Raw genomic sequence first — 23503 nt, 5'->3', positions numbered from 1 at the left:
AATGTGCCTCGGCATCCCCGGTCAGGTGGTCGACATCGTCGACGCCGAACAATCGCTGGCCAAGGTCGACGTGAACGGCGTCCGCAGAACCATCAGCGTGCGCCTGTTGGCCGACGACAATCTGCAGGTCGGCGACTGGGTTCTGGTCCACGTCGGATTCGCGATGGCCAAGATCGACGAACGCGAGGCCACTCTTACCCTCGACCAGGTGCAGAAGATGGGCGCCGACTACACCGCCGAGATCGAAGCGTTCAACTCGTCCGAAATCGCTTGAGAGGCAAACCATGAGATTCGTCGACGAATTCCGCGACCCGGCCGCAGCACGCGCGCTGGTCAGATCCATCACCGACCTCGCCGGCGACGACGAGTTCAAGTTCATGGAGGTGTGCGGCGGCCACACCCACACCATCTACCGCCACGGCATCGAGCATCTGCTGCCGGAGACGGTCGAGCTGGTACACGGGCCGGGATGCCCGGTGTGCGTCATCCCGATGGGACGCGTCGACGACGCGATGTGGCTGGCCGAACAACCGGACGTCATCTTCACGACGTTCGGCGACATGATGCGGGTGCCGGGATCGCGGGGCAACCTCATCGAGGCGAAGGCCCGCGGTGCCGATGTGCGCTTCGTGTACTCGCCGCTGGACGCCCTCAAGATAGCGATCGACAACCCCGACAGGCGGGTTGTGTTCTTCGCAGTGGGCTTCGAGACAACCGCGCCGTCCACCGCCGTGACGCTGGTGCGCGCGAAAGCTTTGGGCGTGAGTAACTTCAGCGTCTTCTGTAACCACGTCACGATCGTTCCGCCCATCAAGGCGATCCTGGAGTCCCCCGACCTGCGACTGTCCGGATTCCTCGGGCCCGGACACGTCTCGACGGTGGTGGGGCTGCGCCCGTACCGGTTCGTCCCCGATGTGTACGGAAAACCGATGGTGGTGGCGGGATTCGAACCGCTCGACATCCTCGCGTCGGTGCACATGCTGCTGCAGCAGATTCGGGGCTGTCGCTGCGAGGTCGAAAACCAGTACACGCGGGTGGTGCGTCCCGAAGGCAACACCCAGGCACTCAAGCTGATGGCGCAGACGTTCGAGCTGCGACCGCATTTCGAGTGGCGGGGGCTGGGTTTCATCTCGCAGAGCGCGCTGCGGCTCCACCCCGACTACGCCGACTTCGACGCCGAACGCACCTTCGCCATGCCGGGTGTGCGGGTGGCCGATCCGAAGGCATGCCAGTGCGGTGAGGTGCTCAAGGGCGTCATCAAACCATGGGAGTGCAAGGTCTTCGGGACCGCGTGCACACCGGAGACACCGATCGGGACATGCATGGTGTCTCCCGAGGGCGCCTGCGCGGCGTACTACAACTTCGGCCGGTTGCACCGGGAAACGGCGTTGGTCCTGGGTCAACGCGCCTGAGACCGTCGATTCGTCGCCGCAGATCCCGCGGCGACAAGTGAGGAGTGATTGTCATGACAGAGCCGGAGGAACGAGGAAAGCGCGGAACCGGATCCGATCAACCCTCGGGCGGACCGGCGGACCGTCCGTCGGACACCTATCGCGGTGATGAGTCCGTCCCCGCACACGAGAACAGCGGAAAGCCGGACTTCCAGACGGGATTCACTAACGAACCGCCCAAGGACGTCAAACCCGAGATTCCCCCGTACGAGGGTCGGCAGATGTCGGCCAAGCCGGAAGGCCCAGGAGACGACGGCGGCGAACGAACCGCGGGCGCTGTGAAACCGGCGACGGATGCAGCGAGCAAGGCACCGTCGCCGAGCGAGACCGAGGGCGGTGCGACGGCCTCTCCCGCTGACGAACAACCGGCTTCACAGGTGCCGGAGTCCGACAGCGGCGACGATCGGGTGGGCCCGTCACACACCGTGGGCACCGGTCGCGCCGAGGACAAACGCTAGCGATTCACCACTGATCACGCGGAACGTCGAAGTCCGAGCACAGCGCACGCCACACGTCCCGGGGATCGACGCCCTCCTCGATGGCCTGTTCGGCGGTGCGCCCATCCAGTGCGCTCAGGACGTGGTCGACGAGCAGCGACGAGCCTCGCACCGGGCCGAACTGTTCCTCGACGAGCTGATGAAATTCCGTCAACCGCACGAGCCCAAACTACGCCGACGCGGCCAGCGCTTCATGGCACACCCGTACCGGATCTTCGACGTCGGCGACCGTCGCCCCCGCCCGCCGCGCCGCCTGCCGGTAGCGGGGTGTGCCCAAGACCTCGCGCACCGCCTGCGCCAGCGCATCCGGAGCGAGAGGGCGCACCAGCTGCGCACTCCCCTGCCGCACAACACGATTCGCGATCTCCCATTGGTCGCCCCCGCCGGGGACCACCACCATCGGAACTCCGGCCAACAGTGTCTTGGCCACCATGCCGTGGCCGCCTCCGCAGATCACCAGGTCGGCATGCGAGAGCAGTTCGTCCTGTCTTCCCAGCCCGACCACCGCCCACGGCGGCACCGCGACCTCTGTGCCGCCGAGTCGCGACACCACGACGCGCGAACCCGGTGGCAACGCCTCCCCCGGCGTCAAGGTCTCCAACGCGACCTCGGCAAGGCCGCGTTCCCCGGTGGTGGCGGTCGACGGTGCGACGACCACGACGGGTCCGTCGCCCGGCGGGATGGCGAGCGTCGCCGACGTCGGCTCGAAGTGCAACGGACCCACCACCACGGCTTCGGCAGGCCAGTCCGGCCGCGGCACCTCCAGCGCCGGCAACGTGGCGATCAACCGTCGGCGCGGGCCGGGATCGTCTGCGGGCAAACCGATTTGCACACGCGCCGCCGAGCGCTGGCGAATGCCCTGCCGCCACGACCGGGCGGAGAGGGTGCGCAGGATCGCGTCGCGCAACCGGCCGCGGACGCCGACGCCGGGCGCCAGCCCGCTGCCGATCGGCGGGAGGCCCTTCGACGGCCGGTACAGCGGGTGCGGATTCAACTCGACCCAGGGCAGCCCGAGCAGTTCGGCGCAGAACCCGCCCGCCGTGGTGATGGCGTCGGAGACCACGAGGTCCGGCGCGAGCTGACGCATCTGCGGCGCGTTGAGCACAGCCATCCGGGCGCCACGCTGGTGGACCTTCGCGCCGGCGTCGGTGTCGTCGTCGGTGTCCACCGGATCCAAGCCGAGGAGTTCGACGGCGGCCACCCCGGCGTCGCGGGCCGTGTCCAGCCATTCCGTCCCGGTCAGCAGCGTCGGCGTATCCCCGTTGGCCAGGAAACGAAGGCACAACGCGAGTGCCGGAAAGGCATGTCCCGGATCCGGTCCAGCAACCACCGCCACGCGCATTGGGCTACCCTGCCACAGCGGCGCGGCACTAGGCTTGCGCCCATGACCGACCAGGCTTCTGAACTGAAAACCGACGTCGACAACATCCGGGCGGTGGAAACGTTCCTCTACGCCTTGCAGGACGAGGATTTCGACACCGCCGACGGCCTGCTCGCCGATCACGCCGAATGGCACAACGTCGGCTACCCCACGATCCGCGGCCGCCAGCGCATCATCGGCCTGATGCGTCGCGGTCAGGGCCGGTTCGGCTTCGAGGTGAAAATTCACCGCATCGCCGCCGACGGCAGCTCCGTGCTCACCGAACGCACCGACGCGCTGGTGTTCGGACCGGTGCGCCTGCAGTTCTGGGTGTGCGGATCGTTCGAGGTGCACGCCGGCCGAATCACGTTGTGGCGCGACTACTTCGACACTCTGGACTTCTTCAAGGCGACGGTGCGCGGTCTGGTCGCGGCGGTGTTCCCGGCGCTGCGCCCCACGATGTGACTACGCCCGTCGCGTCGGACTTTCCCCTACGCTTCGCGTGGGGCCCCACAACGCGGCTCGTGCCTCACCGCTTGATCGTCGTCCGACTAGGCCCCGCGGACGTGGCCGAGTTCGTTGAACGCCTCGGCCCAGCCGACCAGCCGATCGGTGGCATTGGACAGCTCGTCGCGGTAACGCTGTTGCCACATCGGTGAGGTGGATGTCGGACCGGCGTTCGCCGCCGACACCAGCTGTGCTGCGGCGTTGACCATTTCGCCGTACTGCCGTGCCCCGTGATCCAGTTGCGCCGTGAACGCCTGGATGGTGGGCACCAGGTGGGCGCGCGACTGCGGCGTCGCGCGGACCGCCCGCTCCATCGACATCACTTCGTTCGCGGTGGCTGCCATGGTCGTCGCCGTCTGGTTCGCCGCGGCGGCCAGCTCGCGGAGTTCGTCCGGAGGCAGCATCCGCCCCCGCTCCAGGACCCCGAGCAGGGAGAAGAATCCACGCTCGGAGGTGGCCAACGCCGCCATCGGCTGGCGGGCTGCCGATCCCCACGGTGGAAGCCTGCGGGTGGCGCGGGACCGCGGAGGCGGCAGCGGCTCGCGGCGCAGCCAGCGGTACCGCAAGAACGTCAACGTGGCCAAGAAAGCAGCTCCGACGGCGATCGGCGACGGGATGAGCAGCGCCCATGCGGGAACATCCCAGGCGGCCACCACGCCGGTCACGCCGATCCAGAACACACAGGAAATCGTGAAGAACACGGTGAGCCGCAGCGCCCAGCGCCGCTTGCGGAGCAGCTTGGCGCGCGGGTCGGCGGCGGCGTTCAGCTTGTCGGCCAGGACATCGGACCACTCGGCGGCAGTGTCGATGCCGTTCTGGACACCCCGTTGCACCAGCGAGCGCAACGGCTCGGGTCGACTCCTCTGCGAACTCACTGGTGTCCTCACGAACTATTGAGACAGCGGATTTTCCGGTGTCGCCTGCTGCGGATTGGTCGCCGGGGTCGCGGGTTGCGGAGCGGCGTTGCCGCCCGCGGGCAACTGCTCACCGCGCATCGAGGCGCGGATCTGCTCCAGCCGGGAATGCCCGGCCATCTGCACGCTGGCCTGCTGGACCTCCAACATCCGGCCCTGCACCGAGTTCTGGGCCAACTCGGCCTCGCCCATGGCGTTGGCATACCGGCGCTCGATCTTCTGGCGCACCTCGTCGAGGCTGGGCGTGGTGCCCGGGGCGGCCAACTCGCTCATCGAGCGCAGCGACGAGCTGACCTGCTCCTGCATCTTGGCCTGCTCGAGCTGGGACAGCAGCTTGGTGCGTTCGGCGATTTTCTGCTGCAGCATCATCGCGTTCTGCTCGACGGCCTTCTTGGCCTGGCCGGCCGCGTTGAGCGCCTGGTCGTGCAGGGTCTTGAGATCCTCGACGCTCTGCTCGGCGGTAACCAACTGCGCGGCGAACGCTTCGGCGGCGTTATTGTACTCGGTGGCCTTGGCGGCGTCGCCGTTGGCGACGGCCTGATCGGCCAGCGTCAACGCCTGCCGCACGTTGACCTGCAACTTCTCGATGTCGGCGAGCTGGCGGTTCAGACGCATCTCCAGCTGGCGCTGGTTGCCGATCACCTGGGCGGCCTGCTGGGTCAGGGCCTGGTGCTGGCGCTGGGCTTCCTCGATGGCCTGCTGAATCTGCACTTTCGGGTCGGCGTATTCGTCCACCTTGGAGCTGAACAGCGCCATGAGGTACTTCCACGCCTTGACGAACGGATTGGCCATGTCAGTTCACTCCGCCTTCGTGTCGTTGTGTCGGACTCGCCGGCCCGGCTTCCCGTGCTGCCCAATCTATCGGGTCAGCGCGTATCACCACAGTCGGTAGTGGTCGGCTCAGCGCGTCAGGCGACCGCCATCGACACGACCTGCGGGATGACCACCTTGGTGGTGGCGTCGATGTTGGCGGCACCGGCGAAGGCGGCGCTCTCCTCACGCTCCATCTGCTGACCGGCGTCAAAGAGCACCTGAGACAGCGGAACGTCGAGGGCACCGCAGATCGCGCTGAGCAATTCGCTCGAGGCTTCCTTGCGGCCACGTTCGACCTCGGAGAGGTAGCCCAGACTGACCCGGGCGGTGTCGGACACTTCGCGCAGGGTGCGTCCCTGGTCGACGCGGGCACGACGCAGCACGTCGCCGATCACCTCGCGCAGCAATGCCGTCATCGTGCTCTCCCTTCGGAGTCAGTGTCTGGGGATCCAATAGGGCAACGCTGAGCGTGGGCCTGTTGGTTCCCGGATGGCGCAGATCACTGTCGAGTGAGGGCCGACCGCAGGCGCACGACGGCCTCCCGGACCGCGGCGAGGCCGGATCTCCCAGCGTGATCCGTTCAGCCGCAACTCGACGACGTCGGTCCCGACCGGCCCGGCGATGCCGAGGAACACCGTGGCCGCCGCGTAACACCGCGCTCGCCCCGGCACGCCGGCCAGTGTGGCCGCCCGCAAACCCGCGGTCAGCGATTCGGCGGTCGCGACCGTTGCCCGCGCACAGTGAGGTCGGCGACAAGCGCGCGGGCGTCGTCACTGACCAGCGGGTCGTCCACGGGAGTCCTTGACGGCCGTCACGACGTAATCGACCCCTGTGACGACCGTCAGGATGACCGCCGCGCACATAACCACCCAGGCCGCGGCCAGCCACGCACCCGACAACGGCAGCACGAACAACCCGATCGCCACCCCTTGTACGAGCGTCTTGAGCTTGCCGCCGCGGCTGGCCGGGATCACGCCGTGACGCAACACCGCGAACCGCAACACCGTGATGCCGATCTCCCGGGTCAGGATCACCACCGTGATCCACCACGGCAGGTCGCCCAGTAGCGAAAGCCCGATCAGCGCCGCGCCGATGAGGGCTTTGTCCGCGATGGGGTCGGCCAGTGTGCCGAACTCGGTCACCATGCCGTAGTTGCGCGCCAGTGCCCCGTCGAACCGGTCGGTGATCACCGCGACGGTGAACACGACGAATGCGGCTATCCGCCAGAATGTTTCATGCCCGTCGCCGACGAACAGCACCACTAGGAAAACCGGAACCAACGCCATCCGCACGCCGGTGAGCACATTCGCGATGTTCGCTATACGGGCGCGCGGAACCAGCGGATCAGTATGGGGTTGGCCCGACACCGCAACAGAATATCGGTTGCCCGAACCGATACTCTCCACCTGTGAGCGCAGAATCCGGCGAGGTCGTCGTGCGGCGTGCGCGAACTTCAGATGTCCCCGCCATCAAAACCTTGGTCGACATCTACTCCGGCAAGATCCTGCTGGAGAAGAACCTGGTGACGCTCTATGAGGCAGTTCAGGAGTTCTGGGTCGCCGAACTGGGCGGCGAACTGCTCGGCTGCGGCGCGCTACACGTGTTGTGGTCCGACCTCGGCGAGGTGCGCACCGTGGCCGTGCATCCCAAGGTCAGAGGCCAGGGCGTCGGGCACGCGATCGTCGACAAACTGCTCGACGTCGCGCGCGAGTTGCGCCTCGAGCGGATCTTCGTGCTCACCTTCGAAGTCGAGTTCTTCAGCAAGCACGGGTTTCGGGAGATCGACGGAACACCCGTCACCGCGGAGGTCTTCGAGGAGATGTGCCGCTCGTACGACACCGGCGTCGCCGAGTTCCTCGACCTGTCCTACGTCAAGCCGAACATCCTCGGCAACACCCGAATGCTATTGACCCTCTAGTGATTTGTGCACACATTGTTGCGCTGAGCGCTCCTAGCGGTGCACGAATCACTCGTCGTCCTCTGGGGTGTCGGCGCCGCGGATCGACGCCAGCGTCGCGGCCAGTTCGTCGGGTTTGACGAGAACCTCACGGGCCTTGGAACCCTCGCTCGGCCCGACGATGTTGCGGGTCTCCATCAAATCCATCAACCGGCCCGCCTTGGCGAAACCGACGCGCAGTTTGCGCTGCAACATCGACGTCGACCCGAACTGGCTCGACACCACCAACTCGACCGCCTGCAGGAAGACGTCCATGTCGTCGCCGATGTCGGGGTCGACGTCGGTGCGCTCGCTGTTTGTCTTGGCGTTGGTGACGCCCTCGGTGTACTCCGGTTCGGCCTGCGACTTGGTCGCTTCCACGACGGCGTGGATCTCGTCGTCGGTGATGAATGCGCCCTGCAGACGGATCGGCTTATTGGCCCCCATCGGCAGGAACAGCCCGTCGCCCATGCCGATCAGCTTCTCGGCGCCCTGCTGGTCGAGGATGACGCGGCTGTCGGTCAACGACGACGTGGCGAACGCCAAGCGTGACGGCACGTTGGTCTTGATCAGGCCGGTGACGACGTCCACCGACGGTCGCTGCGTGGCCAGCACCAGGTGAATGCCTGCCGCGCGGGCCTTCTGGGTGATGCGCACGATCGCATCCTCGACATCGCGCGGGGCGGTCATCATGAGGTCGGCCAACTCGTCGACGATCGCGACGATGTACGGGTAGGGCTTGTACTCACGCTGACTGCCCAGGGGTGTGGTGATCTCGCCGGAGCGCACCTTCTTGTTGAAGTCGTCGATATGGCGCACGCGCGAGGCCTGCATGTCTTGATAGCGCTGCTCCATCTCCTCCACCAGCCACGCCAGCGCGGCGGCGGCCTTCTTCGGCTGGGTGATGATCGGCGTGATGAGATGCGGAATACCTTCGTAGGGCGTGAGTTCCACCATCTTCGGGTCGATCAGGATCATCCTGACCTCTTCCGGCGTGGCCCGCACCAACAGCGACACCAGCATCGAGTTCACGAAGCTCGACTTGCCCGAACCGGTCGAGCCGGCGACCAGCAGATGCGGCATCTTGGCGAGGTTCGCCGAGATGTACTCGCCCTCAATGTCTTTGCCTAAACCGATGACGAGCGGGTGGTGGTCACCACGGGTACTCGGATCGGTGAGCACGTCAGCCAGGCGGACCATCTCGCGGTCCATGTTGGGAACCTCGATACCGACCGCACTCTTGCCCGGGATCGGCGCCAGCATCCGGACACTCTCGGTCGCGACCGCATAGGCGATATTGCGTTGCAGCGCAGTGATCTTCTCGACCTTGACGCCCGGGCCGAGTTCAACCTCGTACCGGGTGACGGTCGGGCCCCGAGTGCATCCGGTGACCGATGCGTTGACCTTGAACTGGTCGAGCACCTCGGTGATCGCCTCGATCATTCGATCGTTGCCCGCGCTGCGCCGTTTCGGAGGATCGCCGGCGATCAGAAGCTCGAGCGACGGTAGCGCGTACGGGCCGTCGACCACGCGGTCCAGCGTCATCGTCGACTGCTTTTGCTTCTTCTTGCGCGTCTTGGCGGTCGGTTCGGGAATCGTCGGCGCTTCGTCGGAGAGCGGGTAGTTCTCCATCGGCGTGCCGGTCGGCCAGGCCTGTTCGGCATCGCCGCCGTACCCCACAGGGTCGTCGTAGTAGCCGTCGGAGAAATCGTCGGACTCGGATATGACGGCGGTGTCCTCGTCGTCGTACTCGTCGTAATCGTATTCGTCGTAACCGCGGGCGGAGAACATGGAGCGCACGGTCGAGGGCACTTCGCGAATCGTCGTGCCGGTCACCAGTAATACGCCGAACAACACACCGATGAACAACAGCGGGGCGGCGATCCAGGCAGTTAGCCCGTCGGAGAGCGGACCGCCGATCGCGAACCCGAAGAAGCCCGAGGCGTGCCGACGTGCCGCCGGATCCTGCGGCGAACCGGCCCACAGATGCCACAACCCGAGCGCGGGCAGCGCGATCATCGCCGAACCTAGAATCAGCCTCGGCCTGGCGTCCGGATCCGGTTCAGTGCGCATCAGCGTCACACCGACGGCGGCCAGGGCGATGGGAACGAGTACGACGGCCGCGCCGATCAGCGTCCGCCAGAACGTGTCGAGCCAGTCCCCCACCGGACCGGCGGCGCCGAACCACGAACTCGCCGCGATGATCACCGCCAAGCCGAGAAGCGCCAACGCGATGCCGTCGCGGCGATGACCGGGTTCGAGGTCGCGGGCCCGCCCGACCGAACGCGCGGTGGTGCCCGCGCCTTTGGCCACCATCAGCCAACCCGCCCGCACACCGCGGCCCACCGAGGCACCGGCCGACGAGATGGGTGACGACGTCCGGCGTGGTGACGTGGTCTTGCGCGGCGCCGGCTTACCTCGCGGCGCCGCCCGGCCACCCGATCGCGCGCCCTGTTTTGATCTGGTGGAACGACTTCCAGAGCGCGCGGCGGTCTTACTAGGCATCCTGTAAGCCTAGTCGCTCCAGCCCCATAATCACCATCTGCCACACGGGTAACAGATACGTATCAATTGATGCGGTTTCGCGACTTACCGTGCGGAAATGACCGAAACCAACACGTCGGCGAGCCTGCCGACCACCACCAAAGCGCTGTGCGCCGCCTATGGCGTCATCGCGCTCGTCGCGCTGATCGCCACGTGGAGCCAGAACCTGGCCTACCTCGACCGCGGGGCGGACATGCTCCGCGTGTTCTGGGAAGAAACCAAGGTCAACCCGGCGTCGCGTTCCATCACCGCGGACATCACCCTGTTCGGGCTCGCCGCGATCATCTTCATGGTGTTCGAGGCGCGCAAACACGGCATCCAATTCGTCTGGGTGTACGTCATCGCCTCGTTCGTCATCGCGATCAGCGTGACGTTCCCGTTGTTCCTCCTGGCGCGCGAGTTGCGCATCCACCGCACCGAGGCCCCGCGGATCGGAGCATTGGACGCCGTCGGTCTCGTCGTCATCGCGATCCTCACGGTGGCCTTCACGATCTGGGTCGACGTGGTCTGAGCGTCGCGGGTGTCGGTGAGTAGGCTTTTCACTCGTCCAGCAGCACTCACCGAGGAGTCAAGCCGCAAATGCCTGTCGTCGTTGTCGCCACCATGACCGCCAAACCCGAATCCGTTGACACGGTGCGGGACGCCTGCAAGAAGGCCATCGAGGCGGTGCACCAGGAGCCCGGCTGCGAGCTCTACGCGCTGCACGAGGCCAACGGCACCTTCGTGTTCGTCGAGCAGTGGGCCGACGAGGATGCCCTCAAGACGCACAGCACCGCACCGGCCATCGGCGAGCTGTTCGGCGCGGTCGGTGAGCACCTCGACGGGGCGCCCGACATCAAGATGCTGCAGCCGGTTGTCGCCGGCGACCCGAGCAAGGGCGCGCTGCGGTCCTGATGCCCGGGCTCGCAGGCAAAGTCGCGTTCATCACGGGTGCGGCGCGCGGGCAGGGCCGCGCGGAGGCGGTGAAGTTGGCCTCCGACGGCGCCAACATCATCGCCGTCGACCTCTGTGACCAGATCGCCTCGGTGCCCTACCCATTGGCGACGGCCGACGATCTGGCCGAGACCGTGAAGCTCGTCGAGGACACGGGCGCGCGAATAGTGGCGCGGCAGGCCGATGTTCGCGACCAGGATGCGCTGGCGTCGGCGTTGCATGCCGGCGTCGACGAGTTCGGCCGTCTCGACATCGTCGTCGCCAACGCCGGTATCGCGCCGATGCAGTCGGGCGCCGACGGGTGGCGCGATGTGATCGACGTGAACCTCACCGGCGTCCATCACACGGTCGAGGTCTCCAAGGCTGCGCTGATCGCCACCGGCGAGGGCGGCTCGATCGTGCTCACCAGTTCGGTCGTGGGCCTGGTCGGCATGGGCAGCGACGATCCCGGCGCCATCGGCTACGTCGCCGCCAAACACGGCATCGTCGGGTTGATGCGGCTGTATGCCAATCTGCTTGCACCGCAGAGTATCCGGGTCAACTCGGTGCACCCTGCCGGCGTGGACACCCCGATGATCAACAACGAAGCGACGCGGCAGTGGCTGGGCAGCATCGCGGAGAAGAGCCCGCAGGACATGGGCAACGCACTTCCGGTGCAGGTGTTGCAACCCGAAGACATCGCCAACGCGGTGGCGTGGCTGGTCTCCGACGCCGCGCGTTACGTCACCGGTGTCGCGCTTCCCGTCGACGCTGGGTCGGTCAACAAGCGCTGAACTCTTGCGAGGGAGAAATTCGGCTCAGCAGTTGCAGCCCGCCTCTTCTATCTGTCGGTGATGCCTCCCTGACTGCCCAGCTGCGAGCGAAATATTCGTGGGCAGCGAATAATTCGCTCAGAGGCGGGCAGCCCACAACTGCGTCCAGCGGAGGCTGGCGAGGCTGGCCATACCGGTGATCGGCACCGCGACGTGGCCTAGCCAAACCTGCGAGTCAGATCTCGATGACCGTCGGCACGATCATCGGCTGGCGCCGGTAGACCTCCCCTACCCATTTACCGACGGCGCGCCGCGACGCCTGGGCGATGCGGTTGATATCGGTGACCCGTTCGGCCACAAGCGCTTCGAGTGCCTCTTCGACTTTGCGGGTGGCCGGTTCGAGGGCCTTCGGGTCCTCGGAGAAGCCGCGGGAGTGCAGGTGCGGCGCCGCCGCGGGCTTACCGGTCCCGCGCTGAACGACGACCGTGATGCCGATGAATCCTGAAGAGAGCGTGAGCCGTTGACCGACCACGGCGTCCCCCACATCGCCGGTGACCAGCCCGTCGACGAACATCTTGCCTGTGGGCACCGCGCCCGCGATCGACGCCCGCCCGGCCACCAGGTCGACGCTCACACCGTTCTCGGCCAACACGATGTTGTCCTCGGGCACCCCCGTGCGGGCGGCCAGACCGGCGTTGGCCCGCAACATCCGCCAGGTGCCGTGCACGGGCATCACGTTGCGCGGGCGCACTCCGTTGTAGAGAAATAGCAGTTCACCGGCGTAGGCGTGGCCGGAAACATGTACGCGCACTTGCGCGTTCGTGACGACGCGCGCGCCGATCTTCGCCAACGCGTCCAGCACTCCGAAGATCGCCTCCTCGTTGCCCGGTATCTGCGACGACGACATGATGATGAGGTCGCCCGCAGTCAACGTGATGCTGCGGTGCTCACCGCGCGACATCCGCGACAGCGCCGCCATCGGCTCCCCCTGCGTTCCGGTGGTGACGAGCACGACGCGTTCAGGAGCCATCATCTCCGCGGCGCCGATGTCGATGATGTCGTCATCGTTTTCCAGCGTGAGGTATCCGAGTTCCCTGGCGATCCCCATGTTGCGGACCATCGACCGGCCGACGAACGCCACCTTGCGGCCCAGCGCCACCGAAGCGTCGATGATCTGCTGCACGCGACCGACATTGGAGGCGAAGCAGGCCACGATGACGCGCCCCTGCGCGCTGCGGATCAGCCGGTGCATGTTCGGGCCGATCTCGCTCTCCGACGGCCCCACCCCGGGAATCTCGGCGTTGGTGGAGTCACAGAGGAACAGGTCCACCCCGGCATCGCCGAGTCGCGACATACCGGGCAGGTCGGTGGGTTTCCCGTCGGGCGGGGACTGATCGAGCTTGATGTCGCCGGTGTGCAGCACCGTGCCCGCACCGGTGTGGATCGCGATGGCCAGGCAGCCCGGGATCGAGTGGTTGACCCCGAAGTATTCGCACTCGAACACGCCGTGTCTGGAACTCTGGCCCTCGTCGACTTCGACGAAGACCGGTTTGATCCGGTGTTCGCGGCACTTCTCGGCCACCAGGGCGAGCGTGAACTTCGAGCCCACGACCGGGATGTCACGGCGAAGCTTCAGCAGGAACGGGATCGCGCCGATGTGGTCCTCGTGCGCATGGGTGAGCACCAGCGCCTCCACCTCGTCGAGGCGGTTCTCGATCAGGCGCAGGTCGGGCAGAATCAGGTCGACCCCGGGCTCGTCGTGGGTGGGGAACAAGACCCCGCAGTCGACGATCAGCAACCGACCCAGATGCTCGAAAACGGTCATGTTGCGGCCGATTTCGCTGATCCCGCCCAGCGCAGTGACCCGAAGTCCGCCTGGGGCCAGTGGCCCCGGTTGGTTGAGTTCTTCGTTCACTACCGCAGCACCGCGGCCGCCCGCATATCTGCGGCCAACGCATCGAGTTGTGCAGGGGTGGCCGGTACTTGCGGCAGCCTGGGCTCACCGGCGTCGAAGCCCTGGAGCCGCAGCCCGGCCTTCGACAGCGTCACGCCACCGAGCCGGGCCTGCGCGTCGACCAGCGGGCCCAGCGTGACGTTGATCTTGCGGGCCGTTGCGATATCGCCGGATTGGAAGGCCGAGAACATTTCTCGCAGCTGGCTGGCGGCCAGGTGGCCCCAGACGCTGACGAATCCGACGGCGCCCATGGCCAACCAGGGCAGGTTGAGCGCGTCGTCTCCGGAGTAGTACGCCAGGCCGGTCTCGGCAATGATCTGCCCGCCGCCGTGCAGATCGCCCTTGGCGTCCTTGACGGCCACGATGTTGGGGTGCTCGGCAAGCATGCGCAGCGTCTCCCACTGGATCGGCACCACCGACCGCGGCGGGATGTCGTAGAGCACCACCGGAAGCGGCGTCGCGTCGGCCACCGCGGTGAAGTGAGCCAGCAGCCCAGCCTGCGGCGGGCGCGAGTAGTACGGCGTCACCACCAGCAGCCCGTGCGCACCCTCGGCCGCACACGCTTTGGCCAGATGCACGCTGTGCGCGGTGTCATAAGTGCCCGCACCGGCGATGATGCGTGCCCGGTCGCCCACGGCGTCGAGCACCGCTCGCAGCAGCGCGATCTTCTCGGCGTCGGTCGTGGTCGGCGACTCGCCGGTGGTCCCGGACAGCACCAGGCCGTCACAGCCGGCGTCGACGAGTCGCGTCGCCAGCTGGGCCGCGGCTTCGGTGTCGAGCATGCCGTCGGGCTTGAACGGAGTCACCATCGCGGTCAGCACGGTGCCCAACCGGGCCCTCACATCGATTCCGCTGGTGCTCACGGGGCTCAGATTACTCGTTGATGGTCACGCTTCCGTGGCCAGAGGCGATGTGGCGACCTCCGTGCCGTCGGACAGCGTGGAGATCTCGAAGTCGCTGAACACCTGGGGTGCGACATCGACCAGTCGGCGCAGGCACTCGATGGCCAGCCGACGAATCTCCACGTCGGCGTGCTCGCTGGCCCGCATCGCGATGAAATGCCGCCACGCGCGGTAGTTCCCGGTCACGACGATGCGGGTCTCGGTGGCGTTGGGCAGCACCGCGCGCGCAGCCTGTCGCGCCTGCTTGCGTCGCAGCACACCGAGCTTCTCCCCGGGTTCATCGCCGCGGAACTTCGCTTCCAGGCGTTCGAGCAGCTCGGTGTAGGCGGCGCGGCTGGCGTCGGCCGCGGTGGCGAACATCTCGGTCAACTCGGGGTCGTCCTCGATGCCAGGCGGCACCACCACCTGCGCGTCGTGCTCGGGTACGTACCGCTGCGAGAGCTGCGAATACGAGAAGTGGCGGTGACGGATCAGCTCGTGTGTGCACGACCGCGAGATGCCGGTGATGTAGAAGGACACCGAGGCGTGCTCAAGCACCGAGAAATGCCCGACGTCGATGATGTGCCGAATGTAGGCCGCGTTGGTGGCGGTGCGCGGATTGGGCTTCGACCAGCTCTGATAGCACGCGCGGCCGGCGAATTCGACGAGCGCGGGCCCGCCGTCGGCGTCGGTTTCCCATGGCACTTCCGGCGGCGCGGTGAACTCCGTCTTGGCGATCAGCTGGACGCGCAGCGGCGAGGTCTCGGCCACGGCTCACCCTAACGCGGGTCGTCGGTGATGCCAGTGAGCGCCGAGCCTGCGCCGAGCCGACCGCCGGGTGTGCGGTTTCATCCGCGACTCGCCGGTCGCAGCGGATCAGATCGCACATTCGGCGGCGAACCAAGCGAAGAATCCAGGTTTCGACCGCGCGCGGGCCGGGAACAAATCCGTTCTCAATCGGTGTTACCCAGACGCCGATCTAGAGAGGGAGGGTGACCATGGCCACCGATTACGACGCACCCCGTGTGAAGGAAACCGACGAAGCGGTCGATGAGTCACTCGAGGCGATCGCCGCCCGCCGCGGCCAGGCCGACATCGCAGTTCTCGACGTCGATGACGGCGACGCGGTCGACCCGATCATCCTGCCCGATATGGACCTGTCCGGTGAGGAGCTCACGGTCCGAGTGATCCCGAAGCAGGCCGACGAGTTCACCTGCTCGAGTTGCTTCCTGGTGCAGCACCACAGCCGGCTGGCACTGCAATCCGGCGACCGCACGATCTGCGCGGACTGCGTCTGAGCTCGTTTCCGGCCGGGTGTCGGGTGGTGTCAACCCGACTCTCGGCGCAAGTTGTCGACCAGGTCCCCGTTCGCGCCGACCGTGACGTCTGACAATCCGAGCCACGACGCCATGGTCCGCAGTTCGTCGGCCATCGCCGGAGCTACCCGCGACCGCTCTGCGCCCTCCTCCGCGAACGCGCCCACCACGTGCAGGACGCCCGCGGCCCGATCGGCCTTCAAGTCCACCCGTCCGACCAGCTCACCGTCGAGCAGAAACGGCCACACGTAGTAGCCGTACCGCCGCTTCGGCGCCGGGGTGTAGATCTCGATGCGGTACCTGAAGCCGCCGAACAAGCGCTCCACCCGCGGCCGGAAGAAGATCAGCGGGTCGAAGGGGCACAGCAGCGCCGTTCCGCGGTCGCGTCGCGGAATGATCTGTCCCGCCCGCAGATACGCCGGCCCCTTCCAACCGTCGACCTCCACCGGTTCCAGCTCGCCGTCGGCGACCAGTTTCGCGATCGCAGGCTTCACCTGCCCCGGCGACAACCGGAAATAGTCGCGAATGTCCTGTTCGGTGCCCACACCGAGAGCGCCCGACGCCCTCAGCACCAACTCCCTGACGGCGTCCGCGTCATCGACCTCGCGGGTGAACACCTCCGGCGGCAGCACCCGCTCCGACAGGTCGTAGTGCCGCGCGAATCCGACCCGGGTGGCCGTCGTCAGCACCCCCGAGGCGAACAACGCCTCGGTCACCCACTTCGTGTCGCTGCGGTCCCACCACGGACCCTTCCGGCCGCGTTGTTCGGCGCCCAGATACGCCTCGATCTCGCCTGCGGTTGACGGGCCCAACGCCGTCACGGCGCTGACTACGTCGTCAACCAGCTTGGCGTTCTTCTTGACGATCTCCTTGCCCCACCGGCCGTGCGTGTACTCGCGCATCCGCCAGCGCAGAAGCGGCCAATCGTCGACGGCCATCAGCGCCGCCTCGTGCGCCCAGTACTCGACCAGCATCCGCGGAGCGCGCGCCGCATGACTCCACGCCGCCCGATCGAGCACATCGCGGTCGTAGGGGCCGAGCCGGCTGAACACCGGCGCGTAATGCGCGCGCACCGACACCGACACCGAATCCAACTGCAACACCTGGATCCGCGAGATCAGCCTGCGCAGATGCGCCCGGGTAACGGGGCCCCGCGGACGCGGCTCGGCGAAGCCCTGCGCGGCGACGGCGACACGCCGCGCCTGATCGGCCGTGAGTCTGCTCGGCACGTCTTCATCGTGCCGGACGCCACTGACAGCGCGTCAGCGCCGCCGGTAGGTGTAGTACCGGTACCGCAGACCCGAGGTGCTGACCTGCCAGTCGCCGGCCTCGCCGACCCAGTCCTCGTCGAGCACCGGCGCCAGCGCGTCGTCGTCCTCGCGGTGCAGGTCGAGATCGACCTCGGTGACCTCGCAGCGGGTGGCGATCGGCAACGCCAGCGCGTATACCTCGTTGCCGCCGATCACCCAGATCTGGTCACCGGTCAGGGCGTCCTCGAGTGAAGTCACCACCCGCGCGCCCTCGGCCGCGTAGTCGGGCCGGCGGGTCAGCACGACGTTGTCGCGTCCCGGCAGCGGCCGGACCTTGGCCGGCAACGACTCCCACGTGCGCCGGCCCATCACGACGGTGTGGCCCATCGTCAGTTCCTTGAAGCGGGCCTGATCCTCGGGCAGGCGCCACGGGATACCGCCGTTGCGACCGATGACTCCAGAGCTCGACTGTGCCCAGATGAGCCCGACGTTAGACCGCAACCGGCGCCTTGATCGCCGGATGCGGGTCGTAATTGAGGATGGCCACGTCTTCGTAGGTGTAGTCGAAGATCGAATCGCGCGGCGCAAGAACGAGTTCGGGGTACGGCCGGGGATCGCGGCTGAGCTGCAACTGCACCTGCTCGACGTGATTGTCGTAGATGTGGCAGTCCCCGCCGGTCCAGATGAACTCGCCGACCTCCAGTCGGGCCTGCGCTGCCATCATGTGGGTCAGCAGCGCGTAGCTGGCGATGTTGAACGGCACCCCGAGGAACAGATCGGCGCTGCGCTGATACAGCTGGCACGACAGTTTGCCGTCGGCGACGTAGAACTGGAAGAACGCGTGGCACGGCGGCAACGCCATCTGCGGAATCTCCCCGACGTTCCACGCCGAGACGATGTTGCGGCGCGAGTCGGGATCGGTCTCCAGCAGGTCCAGCGCGGCGCTGATCTGGTCGATGTGCTCGCCCGACGGCGTCGGCCACGAACGCCACTGCACACCGTACACAGGACCGAGATCCCCTGTCGGAGAAGCCCATTCGTCCCAGATGGTGATGCCGCGCTCCTGCAACCAGCGCACGTTCGAGTCGCCGCGCAGGAACCACAGCAACTCGTAGACGATCGACTTGGTGTGCACCTTCTTGGTGGTGATCAGCGGAAAGCCGGCCGCGAGGTCGTAGCGCATCTGGTGGCCGAACACACTGCGGGTGCCGGTGCCGGTGCGGTCGGACTTCGGGATGCCGCGCTCCATCACCAGCCGCAGAAGATCCTCGTACGGGGTGGCGATCGGCACGTCGGTCAGCTTACTTCCCGACCCGGCGGGTAGAACGGAGGCCATGCCCAGCATCTCCGCGACCGTCACCACTGCCGACGGCACCTGCCCCGTGACCCTGCACACCCCGAACGGCCCCGGACCGTGGACCGGTGTCGTGATGTACGTCGACGCCGGCGGGGTCCGCGACACCTTTCAGGAGATGGCGGCGCGGCTGGCCGGCTTCGGCCATGCGGTGCTGCTCCCCGACGTCTACTACCGTCACGGCGACTGGGAGCCGTTCGACATGCGGACCGCGTTCACCGACGCCAAGCAGCGCAAGCGTCTGTTCGGGATGATCTCCTCGATCACCCCCGACATGATGGCCTCCGACGCCGCGGCGTTCTTCGACTTCCTGCAGTCACGGCCCGAGGTCAAGGGCGACGCGTTCGGGGTCTGCGGCTACTGCATGGGCGGGCGCACCTCGGTCATCGTCGCCGGGCGGGTGCCCGACCGGGTCGCCGCGGCGGGATCCTTCCACGCCAGCGGTCTCGTCACCGACGAACCCACCAGCCCGCACCTGCTCGCCGACCGGATGAAGGCCACCGTCTATGTCGCAGGCGCAAAGAACGACCAGGGCTTCACGAACGCGCATGCCGAGACCCTCGACAAGGCTCTGACCGCAGCGAACGTCGCCCATACGGTGGAGTTCTATCCAGCCGGCCACGGCTTCGCGGTGCCCGACAACGCCCCGTACGACGAAGAGGCCGCCCAACGGCACTGGATCGCCCTGCAGGAGTTGTTCGAATCCGCTCTGCCCAATTGAGGCGCGTTCCACCGGGTCCGATCGCAGCCTGCCGGGTCGATACGCGACGATAATCCGATGGACGTTCAGGATCACGGCGCTCACGCGGACCACGACGACGTCGGCTCGCGTATCGACCCGGTGCTGGCCCGCAGTTGGCTGCTGGTGAACGGCGCACAGTACGACCGGTTCGCCCCTGCCGTGCGGTCCCGAGCCGACATCGTCGTGCTGGACATCGAGGACGCGGTCGCGCCGAAGGACAAGACCGTCGCCCGCGACAACGTCATCCGCTGGCTGACCGAGGGCAACACCGACTGGGTCCGCGTCAACGGCTTCGGAACGCCGTGGTGGGCCGACGACCTCGACGCGCTCGCGAAAACGTCGGTCGGTGGGGTGATGCTGGCGATGGTCGAATCCGTCGACCACGTCACCGAAACCGCCAATCGGCTACCGGGGGTGCCGATCGTCGCGCTGGTCGAAACGGCCCGGGGGCTCGAACGCATCACCGCGATCGCCGCCGCGAAGGGCACGTTCCGGCTGGCCTTCGGCATCGGCGACTTCCGGCGCGACACCGGCTTCGGCGAAAGTCCGACCACCCTTGCTTACGCGCGGTCGCGGTTCACGATCGCGGCGAAGGCCGCCCACCTCCCGAGCGCGATCGACGGCCCGACGGTCGGTTCGAGTGCGCTCAAGCTCAGCGAGGCCACGGCGGTGTCGGTCGAATTCGGTATGACGGGCAAGATCTGCCTGACACCCGAGCAGTGCACCACCGTCAACGAGGGGCTTTCCCCGTCACCCGAGGAAATCGCCTGGGCCAAGGAGTTTTTCGTCGAGTTCGAACGCGACGGCGGTGAGATCCGCAACGGGTCCGATCTACCCCGTATCGCCAGGGCGAACAAGATCATCGATCTGGCCCGCGCGTACGGCATCGAGGTGTCGGAGTTCGACGACGTCGACGATCCGGCGCACATCCCGGCTCCGTCGGACACCTACCACTACTGAGGTCTACGACGTCCGCGCAGCACCATTTGCAGCGACCGCAGCAGACCGCGTGCCGCGTAGATCCCGGCGACAATCGTCGCGAGGATCATCACGATGAACATCAGCAGCCAGTTCGTCCGGTCGTGGTCGACGTTCCACCAGACGATGGTGAACAGGATCGCGCAGAGAAACACCACGACGTCGCGCCAGTTGCCGCGATAGGACATCGCCGCCAGCCGCAGGTCGCGGCTGCGCTCAGCGGCGCTGATCATGTCTTCGATGCGATGGTCGATGCTGGCTTTCAGCCGCGCCTTGAGTTCGGGTTGGTCGTCGGGTATGCGCTCGAGCAGGTCCATGTCCTTGGCGATCAGTCCGCGGAAGTCAGGTCCGCGGAGGTTGCCCGCGGCGATCCCGAGCAGTGCCCCGCCCGCGAGTGGCGCTGCGCCCAAGGCGAGTTCGGCGATTCCGGGCATGACTAGTCCTCCATCAGCGTCGCGGCCAGTGTGCCACCGAGTTCGTAGGCGCGTTCGCGCACGCCCGCGTCGACGCCGCCGACGACCTCCAGCGCATCGGCGGCTCTGGTCAGGGCGAGCCCGGTCGCGAGCTTGTCCACGGCGTTGACCGCGCCGACGGTGTCGTTGTTGCCGTGCACCCACACGCCGTACGGCCGGCCGCCGACGTGGTCGAGGCTCGGGTAGTAGACGGTGTCGAAGAAGTGCTTGAGCGCGCCGCTCATGTACCCGAAGTTGGCCGTGGTTCCGAACAGGTAGCCGTCTGCGTCGAGCATGTCGGGCAGGGTGGCGGCCAGCGCGGGCCTGACCACGGTCTCGACGCCCTCGATGTCGGGATCCCCGGCGCCGGCGAGAACGGCCTCCAGCAGCTCGCGAGTTCCGGGCGACGGCGTGTGGTGCACGACCAACAGGGTCTTACTCATCGGTCCCGCTCCTCCATCTCGACAGCCCTCTTCATCGCTTCGCGCGCGCGGCTGCGGTCACCGGCGTAGTCGTAGGCACGCGCCAGTCGATACCACCGTCGCCAGTTGTGCGGGTCGTTGTCCAGTTCCGCACGCACGGTGACGAACAACGCGTCGGCGGCGTCGCGCTGGATTCGCCCGGACGGCATCCGGGGCAGCGCGCTGACGTCGAGTTCCATCCCCTCGTCGTGGCAGATCCGCGCAAGCCGCTGATGGGCCAGGCCGGCGCGCAGCGTGCTGAGCATGGCCCACAGCCCGATCAGCGGAAGCACCATCAGCGCCAGGCCCAGCCCGACGGCGGCGGGCTCCCCGGTCGTGACAAATGCCATCGCCAAACGGCCGAGCAGCACGAAGTACACGACCAGCGCGACACACATGAAGCCGATCAGCAGTTGGATGCGCAGGACGCGCCCGCCGTCGGCCATCAGAGGTCGAGGAGCGGCTCGATACCCACGGTGAGCCCCGGCCGTTCGGCCACCCGCCGCACCGCGAGCAGGACTCCCGGCACGAAGGAGGTCCGGTCCAGGCTGTCGTGCCGGATCGTCAGCGTCTCCCCCTGCGTGCCGAACAGCACCTCCTGATGAGCGACCAGCCCGGCCAGGCGCACCGAATGAACCGGAACCCCGTTGACGTCAGCACCCCGCGCGCCGTCAAGACCGGTACTGGTGGCATCGGGGTTGGGCGGCATGTCTTTTCGCGCCTCGGCGATGAGTCGCGCGGTGCGCGCCGCGGTGCCGGACGGGGCGTCGGCCTTGTGCGGATGGTGCAGTTCGATGACTTCAACCGATTCGAAGTGCCGCGCGGCCTGCTGGGCGAAATGCATGGACAACACCGCGCCGATCGCGAAGTTCGGCGCGATCAGGACCGCCGCATCGGGTTTGGCGTCCAGCCATTCCCGGACGGTGTCCAACCGCTCGTCGGTGAACCCGGTGGTGCCGACGACGGCGTGTATCCCGTTGCCGATGAGGAACTCGAGGTTGTCCATCACGACGTCGGGATGGGTGAAGTCGATGACGACCTCGGTCTGGCTGTCTGTCAGCAGGCTCAACGGATCGCCCGCGTCGACTCCCGCGGTGAAGGTCAGGTCTTCGGCGGCTTGCACGGCCTCGACCATCGTCGCGCCGACCTTGCCCTTTGCTCCCAGCACTCCGACTCGCATGGCGTCACCTTATCCACCCGGGGCCCAGCTTGATCGACGCGACCGGATCGCCGCTTTCGGTGACGGCGCCCCCTGAAAGCGGGTAACCATGCATGAGGACACCGGAACGACAGCAGATGGAGTTCGAAGTGACGGATATGAGTGGACGGCCCGAGCAGCAGCTGGGCGACCAGCGGCCCGCACGCCAGGTCATCGCGACGTTCGACAACTATCCCGAGGCGCAACGGCTGGTGGACCGCATGTCCGACGGCGGCTTCCCCGTCGAGCACGTGCGCATCATCGGCGATGATCTGCGCACGGTCGAACGCATCACCGGACGGATGACCAAGGGACGGGCGGCGTTCGCCGGCGCCGCGAGCGGCGCTTGGTTCGGGTTGTTCATCGGGCTGCTGTTCGCGATTTTCACGGTAGGCCCGGTGTGGATCGTGACCATGCTGATCGCGCTGACGATCGGCGCATTCTGGGGCGCGGTGTTCGGGTTCGTCGCGCATGTGACGACCAGAGGCGAACGGGACTTCTCCAGCGTCGAGACACTCGAAGCCCGGCGCTACGAGGTGTGCGTGCCGCCGCAGTACGCCGCCGACGCAGCGCGTTACACCCAAATGGCCTGAGCAGCAATGCTTCCCGTCGCTAGAGCGGCGACGCCCCTCGCAGGTGTTCGAAGATCAGCGACGTTTGAGTACCGGCCACGTCGGCGTCGGCGTTGAGGTTCTCCACCACGAACGACCGTAAGTCGTCGGTGTCACGCGCGGCGACGTGGAGGATGAAGTCGTCGGCGCCCGCGAGGAAGTACACGTCCATCACCTGCGGCCTGCGCCGGATCTGCTGGATGAAGCTGTGGATCCGGCCACGAGCGCTGGACTGCAGGCTCACCGAGATCATCGCCTGAAGCGGCAGACCGATCGCGGCCGGATCGATGTCGGTGTAGAAACCGCGGATCACCCCCGACTCCTGCAGTCGGCGGACCCGGCCGTGGCATGTCGACGGCGCAATCCCGACCGCCTCGGCCAGTGCGTTGTTCGATATCCGCGCGTCACGGTGCAGCGCGGTGAGAATGCGGCGGTCGACGTCGTCGAGGGGAACCGGGCGAACATCCTTCGGGCCGACGCCCCCTGAAGCCCGAGGAAATGAAGATGTTTCGCTCACACAGTAATTCTACAGAAGTTCAAACGCGATAATTGCAGATCCATCGAAGTTTCTTCACACTGGGGGCGGAATCCAATAGAGG

Annotated in this window: 29 protein-coding genes and 2 pseudogenes; 12 read left to right on the top strand and 19 right to left on the bottom strand. The window is 66.9% G+C overall.

Features of this window, described 5'->3' with window-relative positions; translation table 11 throughout:
- Position 1 precedes the first annotated feature (1 nt).
- The 3 genes from CEX87_RS01505 to CEX87_RS01495 are packed head-to-tail and all read left to right on the top strand — an operon-like array spanning position 2 to position 1909.
- Positions 2-274: a HypC/HybG/HupF family hydrogenase formation chaperone gene (locus CEX87_RS01505; protein WP_064395250.1), complete on the top strand. Its 273-nt coding sequence runs from the start codon at positions 2-4 to the stop codon at positions 272-274.
- Between the two features lie 10 nt (positions 275-284).
- Positions 285-1412 carry a hydrogenase formation protein HypD gene (gene hypD / locus CEX87_RS01500; protein WP_064395249.1) on the top strand — a complete coding sequence of 376 codons (1128 nt, stop codon included), beginning with the start codon at positions 285-287 and terminating at the stop codon, positions 1410-1412.
- Positions 1413-1465: 53 nt separating this feature from the next.
- Complete coding sequence (locus CEX87_RS01495) at positions 1466-1909, top strand: hypothetical protein (RefSeq protein ID WP_094285824.1); 444 nt, start codon at positions 1466-1468, stop codon at positions 1907-1909.
- Positions 1910-1913: 4 nt separating this feature from the next.
- Here CEX87_RS01495 and CEX87_RS01490 read toward each other — a convergent pair whose 3' ends face one another.
- Both CEX87_RS01490 and CEX87_RS01485 read right to left on the bottom strand, forming a co-directional pair.
- Positions 1914-2108 (bottom strand): DUF3046 domain-containing protein, encoded by a 195-nt coding sequence (locus CEX87_RS01490; RefSeq protein ID WP_064416978.1) that lies wholly within the window; start codon positions 2106-2108, stop codon positions 1914-1916.
- A 9-nt stretch (positions 2109-2117) separates the two neighbouring features.
- A complete protein-coding gene (locus CEX87_RS01485; protein ID WP_094285690.1) occupies positions 2118-3290 on the bottom strand; it encodes a glycosyltransferase in 1173 nt (390 codons plus the stop codon).
- A 42-nt stretch (positions 3291-3332) separates the two neighbouring features.
- On the opposite strand from CEX87_RS01485, the gene CEX87_RS01480 reads away from it, so the two are divergent.
- Positions 3333-3773, top strand: coding sequence for a limonene-1,2-epoxide hydrolase family protein (locus CEX87_RS01480; protein WP_094285688.1), 441 nt, complete (start codon positions 3333-3335; stop codon positions 3771-3773).
- Positions 3774-3859: 86 nt separating this feature from the next.
- Here the strand turns inward: CEX87_RS01480 and pspM are convergent, their stop codons facing one another.
- The 5 genes and pseudogenes from pspM to pgsA form a co-directional block, all read right to left on the bottom strand.
- Positions 3860-4690, bottom strand: a complete 831-nt coding sequence (gene pspM, locus CEX87_RS01475; RefSeq protein WP_094285686.1) for a phage shock envelope stress response protein PspM — start codon at positions 4688-4690, stop codon at positions 3860-3862.
- Positions 4691-4705: 15 nt separating this feature from the next.
- Positions 4706-5521 (bottom strand): phage shock protein PspA, encoded by an 816-nt coding sequence (gene pspA / locus CEX87_RS01470; RefSeq protein ID WP_064350964.1) that lies wholly within the window; start codon positions 5519-5521, stop codon positions 4706-4708.
- A 116-nt stretch (positions 5522-5637) separates the two neighbouring features.
- Positions 5638-5958, bottom strand: a complete 321-nt coding sequence (gene clgR / locus CEX87_RS01465) for a transcriptional regulator ClgR (RefSeq protein WP_064428471.1) — start codon at positions 5956-5958, stop codon at positions 5638-5640.
- Positions 5959-6041: 83 nt separating this feature from the next.
- Positions 6042-6335 (bottom strand): annotated as a pseudogene (locus CEX87_RS01460) (CinA family protein).
- On the bottom strand, positions 6313-6909 hold the full coding sequence (gene pgsA, locus CEX87_RS01455) for a CDP-diacylglycerol--glycerol-3-phosphate 3-phosphatidyltransferase (RefSeq protein WP_064416975.1): 597 nt from the start codon (positions 6907-6909) through the stop codon (positions 6313-6315). Before pgsA ends, CEX87_RS01460 begins: the two are co-directional and overlap by 23 nt.
- 41 nt (positions 6910-6950) lie before the next feature.
- Between pgsA and CEX87_RS01450 the strand changes: the two genes are divergently transcribed.
- Positions 6951-7460, top strand: coding sequence for an amino-acid N-acetyltransferase (locus CEX87_RS01450; RefSeq protein WP_198957133.1), 510 nt, complete (start codon positions 6951-6953; stop codon positions 7458-7460).
- 48 nt (positions 7461-7508) lie between these two features.
- On the opposite strand, the pseudogene CEX87_RS01445 reads toward CEX87_RS01450, so the two are convergent.
- Positions 7509-10027 (bottom strand): annotated as a pseudogene (locus CEX87_RS01445) (FtsK/SpoIIIE family DNA translocase).
- Positions 10028-10080: 53 nt separating this feature from the next.
- On the opposite strand from CEX87_RS01445, the gene CEX87_RS01440 reads away from it, so the two are divergent.
- The 3 genes from CEX87_RS01440 to CEX87_RS01430 all read left to right on the top strand — a co-directional run bounded on the left by CEX87_RS01440 (position 10081) and on the right by CEX87_RS01430 (position 11728).
- Positions 10081-10533 carry a DUF2834 domain-containing protein gene (locus CEX87_RS01440; RefSeq protein WP_094285682.1) on the top strand — a complete coding sequence of 151 codons (453 nt, stop codon included), beginning with the start codon at positions 10081-10083 and terminating at the stop codon, positions 10531-10533.
- Between the two features lie 68 nt (positions 10534-10601).
- Positions 10602-10916, top strand: a complete 315-nt coding sequence (locus CEX87_RS01435) for a putative quinol monooxygenase (RefSeq protein ID WP_064349694.1) — start codon at positions 10602-10604, stop codon at positions 10914-10916.
- Positions 10916-11728 (top strand): mycofactocin-coupled SDR family oxidoreductase, encoded by an 813-nt coding sequence (locus CEX87_RS01430; protein WP_094285680.1) that lies wholly within the window; start codon positions 10916-10918, stop codon positions 11726-11728. Before CEX87_RS01435 ends, CEX87_RS01430 begins: the two co-directional genes overlap by 1 nt.
- Positions 11729-11942: 214 nt before the next feature.
- Here the strand turns inward: CEX87_RS01430 and CEX87_RS01425 are convergent, their stop codons facing one another.
- Genes CEX87_RS01425 through thyX form a run of 3 tightly spaced genes read right to left on the bottom strand, consistent with a single transcriptional unit; the run spans position 11943 to position 15313 of the window.
- Positions 11943-13622, bottom strand: coding sequence for a ribonuclease J (locus CEX87_RS01425; RefSeq protein ID WP_064394461.1), 1680 nt, complete (start codon positions 13620-13622; stop codon positions 11943-11945).
- Positions 13622-14524 carry a 4-hydroxy-tetrahydrodipicolinate synthase gene (gene dapA / locus CEX87_RS01420; RefSeq protein ID WP_064394463.1) on the bottom strand — a complete coding sequence of 301 codons (903 nt, stop codon included), beginning with the start codon at positions 14522-14524 and terminating at the stop codon, positions 13622-13624. The genes CEX87_RS01425 and dapA overlap by 1 nt, the downstream gene beginning before the upstream one ends.
- A 24-nt stretch (positions 14525-14548) precedes the next feature.
- Entirely contained in the window at positions 14549-15313 is a 765-nt protein-coding gene (thyX, locus tag CEX87_RS01415) for an FAD-dependent thymidylate synthase (protein WP_064394465.1), read from the bottom strand.
- A gap of 227 nt (positions 15314-15540) precedes the next feature.
- Here thyX and CEX87_RS01410 point away from each other — a divergent pair, with 227 nt between their 5' ends.
- A complete protein-coding gene (locus CEX87_RS01410) occupies positions 15541-15840 on the top strand; it encodes a DUF4193 domain-containing protein (protein WP_066841475.1) in 300 nt (99 codons plus the stop codon).
- A 29-nt stretch (positions 15841-15869) separates the two neighbouring features.
- On the opposite strand, the gene CEX87_RS01405 is transcribed toward CEX87_RS01410, so the two are convergent.
- From CEX87_RS01405 to CEX87_RS01395, 3 genes are read right to left on the bottom strand one after another with little or no spacing between them, the layout of a single operon-like run.
- On the bottom strand, positions 15870-17087 hold the full coding sequence (locus tag CEX87_RS01405; RefSeq protein WP_064394468.1) for a winged helix-turn-helix domain-containing protein: 1218 nt from the start codon (positions 17085-17087) through the stop codon (positions 15870-15872).
- Positions 17088-17120: 33 nt separating this feature from the next.
- Entirely contained in the window at positions 17121-17609 is a 489-nt protein-coding gene (locus CEX87_RS01400) for a dihydrofolate reductase (protein ID WP_064394471.1), read from the bottom strand.
- Positions 17599-18399 carry a thymidylate synthase gene (locus tag CEX87_RS01395; RefSeq protein WP_064394592.1) on the bottom strand — a complete coding sequence of 267 codons (801 nt, stop codon included), beginning with the start codon at positions 18397-18399 and terminating at the stop codon, positions 17599-17601. Before CEX87_RS01395 ends, CEX87_RS01400 begins: the two co-directional genes overlap by 11 nt.
- 43 nt (positions 18400-18442) lie before the next feature.
- Between CEX87_RS01395 and CEX87_RS01390 the strand changes: the two genes are divergently transcribed.
- Both CEX87_RS01390 and CEX87_RS01385 read left to right on the top strand, forming a co-directional pair.
- Entirely contained in the window at positions 18443-19183 is a 741-nt protein-coding gene (locus tag CEX87_RS01390; protein WP_064394473.1) for a dienelactone hydrolase family protein, read from the top strand.
- A gap of 57 nt (positions 19184-19240) precedes the next feature.
- Positions 19241-20164 carry an HpcH/HpaI aldolase/citrate lyase family protein gene (locus CEX87_RS01385; RefSeq protein WP_064394475.1) on the top strand — a complete coding sequence of 308 codons (924 nt, stop codon included), beginning with the start codon at positions 19241-19243 and terminating at the stop codon, positions 20162-20164.
- On the opposite strand, the gene CEX87_RS01380 is transcribed toward CEX87_RS01385, so the two are convergent.
- Genes CEX87_RS01380 through dapB form a run of 4 tightly spaced genes read right to left on the bottom strand, consistent with a single transcriptional unit; the run spans position 20158 to position 22275 of the window.
- Complete coding sequence (locus CEX87_RS01380; RefSeq protein ID WP_064394477.1) at positions 20158-20616, bottom strand: hypothetical protein; 459 nt, start codon at positions 20614-20616, stop codon at positions 20158-20160. The two genes, CEX87_RS01385 and CEX87_RS01380, sit on opposite strands and share 7 nt — an antisense overlap.
- A 2-nt stretch (positions 20617-20618) precedes the next feature.
- Positions 20619-21077, bottom strand: coding sequence for a flavodoxin family protein (locus CEX87_RS01375; RefSeq protein ID WP_064394479.1), 459 nt, complete (start codon positions 21075-21077; stop codon positions 20619-20621).
- Positions 21074-21541: a hypothetical protein gene (locus tag CEX87_RS01370; protein WP_094285678.1), complete on the bottom strand. Its 468-nt coding sequence runs from the start codon at positions 21539-21541 to the stop codon at positions 21074-21076. Before CEX87_RS01370 ends, CEX87_RS01375 begins: the two co-directional genes overlap by 4 nt.
- The gene (dapB, locus tag CEX87_RS01365) at positions 21541-22275 is read right to left on the bottom strand and encodes a 4-hydroxy-tetrahydrodipicolinate reductase (protein WP_064394482.1); all 735 of its coding nucleotides are present in this window, start codon (positions 22273-22275) and stop codon (positions 21541-21543) included. Before dapB ends, CEX87_RS01370 begins: the two co-directional genes overlap by 1 nt.
- Positions 22276-22367: 92 nt before the next feature.
- Between dapB and CEX87_RS01360 the strand changes: the two genes are divergently transcribed.
- Positions 22368-22886, top strand: a complete 519-nt coding sequence (locus CEX87_RS01360) for a YflT domain-containing protein (RefSeq protein ID WP_233151215.1) — start codon at positions 22368-22370, stop codon at positions 22884-22886.
- Between the two features lie 19 nt (positions 22887-22905).
- Here CEX87_RS01360 and aldR read toward each other — a convergent pair whose 3' ends face one another.
- Positions 22906-23421 (bottom strand): HTH-type transcriptional regulator AldR, encoded by a 516-nt coding sequence (gene aldR / locus CEX87_RS01355; RefSeq protein ID WP_064394484.1) that lies wholly within the window; start codon positions 23419-23421, stop codon positions 22906-22908.
- Positions 23422-23503: the final 82 nt, after the last annotated feature.

The organism is Mycobacterium lehmannii, from assembly GCF_002245535.1.
GTDB lineage: Bacteria > Actinomycetota > Actinomycetes > Mycobacteriales > Mycobacteriaceae > Mycobacterium > Mycobacterium lehmannii.
Note: the sequence above shows the minus strand (reverse complement) of the source record. Positions and strands in the feature narration are given on the sequence as shown.

What these genes read in the sequence shown, in the direction of transcription:
- CEX87_RS01505 (WP_064395250.1), top strand. Translation starts at nt 2, where the DNA reads ATGTGCCTCGGCATCCCCGGTCAGGTGGTCGACATCGTCGACGCCGAA.
- hypD (WP_064395249.1), top strand. Translation starts at nt 285, where the DNA reads ATGAGATTCGTCGACGAATTCCGCGACCCGGCCGCAGCACGCGCGCTG.
- CEX87_RS01495 (WP_094285824.1), top strand. Translation starts at nt 1,466, where the DNA reads ATGACAGAGCCGGAGGAACGAGGAAAGCGCGGAACCGGATCCGATCAA.
- CEX87_RS01485 (WP_094285690.1), bottom strand. Translation starts at nt 3,290, where the DNA reads ATGCGCGTGGCGGTGGTTGCTGGACCGGATCCGGGACATGCCTTTCCG.
- CEX87_RS01480 (WP_094285688.1), top strand. Translation starts at nt 3,333, where the DNA reads ATGACCGACCAGGCTTCTGAACTGAAAACCGACGTCGACAACATCCGG.
- pspA (WP_064350964.1), bottom strand. Translation starts at nt 5,521, where the DNA reads ATGGCCAATCCGTTCGTCAAGGCGTGGAAGTACCTCATGGCGCTGTTC.
- clgR (WP_064428471.1), bottom strand. Translation starts at nt 5,958, where the DNA reads ATGACGGCATTGCTGCGCGAGGTGATCGGCGACGTGCTGCGTCGTGCC.
- CEX87_RS01440 (WP_094285682.1), top strand. Translation starts at nt 10,081, where the DNA reads ATGACCGAAACCAACACGTCGGCGAGCCTGCCGACCACCACCAAAGCG.
- CEX87_RS01435 (WP_064349694.1), top strand. Translation starts at nt 10,602, where the DNA reads ATGCCTGTCGTCGTTGTCGCCACCATGACCGCCAAACCCGAATCCGTT.
- CEX87_RS01430 (WP_094285680.1), top strand. Translation starts at nt 10,916, where the DNA reads ATGCCCGGGCTCGCAGGCAAAGTCGCGTTCATCACGGGTGCGGCGCGC.
- CEX87_RS01410 (WP_066841475.1), top strand. Translation starts at nt 15,541, where the DNA reads ATGGCCACCGATTACGACGCACCCCGTGTGAAGGAAACCGACGAAGCG.
- CEX87_RS01390 (WP_064394473.1), top strand. Translation starts at nt 18,443, where the DNA reads ATGCCCAGCATCTCCGCGACCGTCACCACTGCCGACGGCACCTGCCCC.
- CEX87_RS01385 (WP_064394475.1), top strand. Translation starts at nt 19,241, where the DNA reads ATGGACGTTCAGGATCACGGCGCTCACGCGGACCACGACGACGTCGGC.
- CEX87_RS01380 (WP_064394477.1), bottom strand. Translation starts at nt 20,616, where the DNA reads ATGCCCGGAATCGCCGAACTCGCCTTGGGCGCAGCGCCACTCGCGGGC.
- CEX87_RS01375 (WP_064394479.1), bottom strand. Translation starts at nt 21,077, where the DNA reads ATGAGTAAGACCCTGTTGGTCGTGCACCACACGCCGTCGCCCGGAACT.
- CEX87_RS01370 (WP_094285678.1), bottom strand. Translation starts at nt 21,541, where the DNA reads ATGGCCGACGGCGGGCGCGTCCTGCGCATCCAACTGCTGATCGGCTTC.
- dapB (WP_064394482.1), bottom strand. Translation starts at nt 22,275, where the DNA reads ATGCGAGTCGGAGTGCTGGGAGCAAAGGGCAAGGTCGGCGCGACGATG.
- CEX87_RS01360 (WP_233151215.1), top strand. Translation starts at nt 22,368, where the DNA reads ATGAGGACACCGGAACGACAGCAGATGGAGTTCGAAGTGACGGATATG.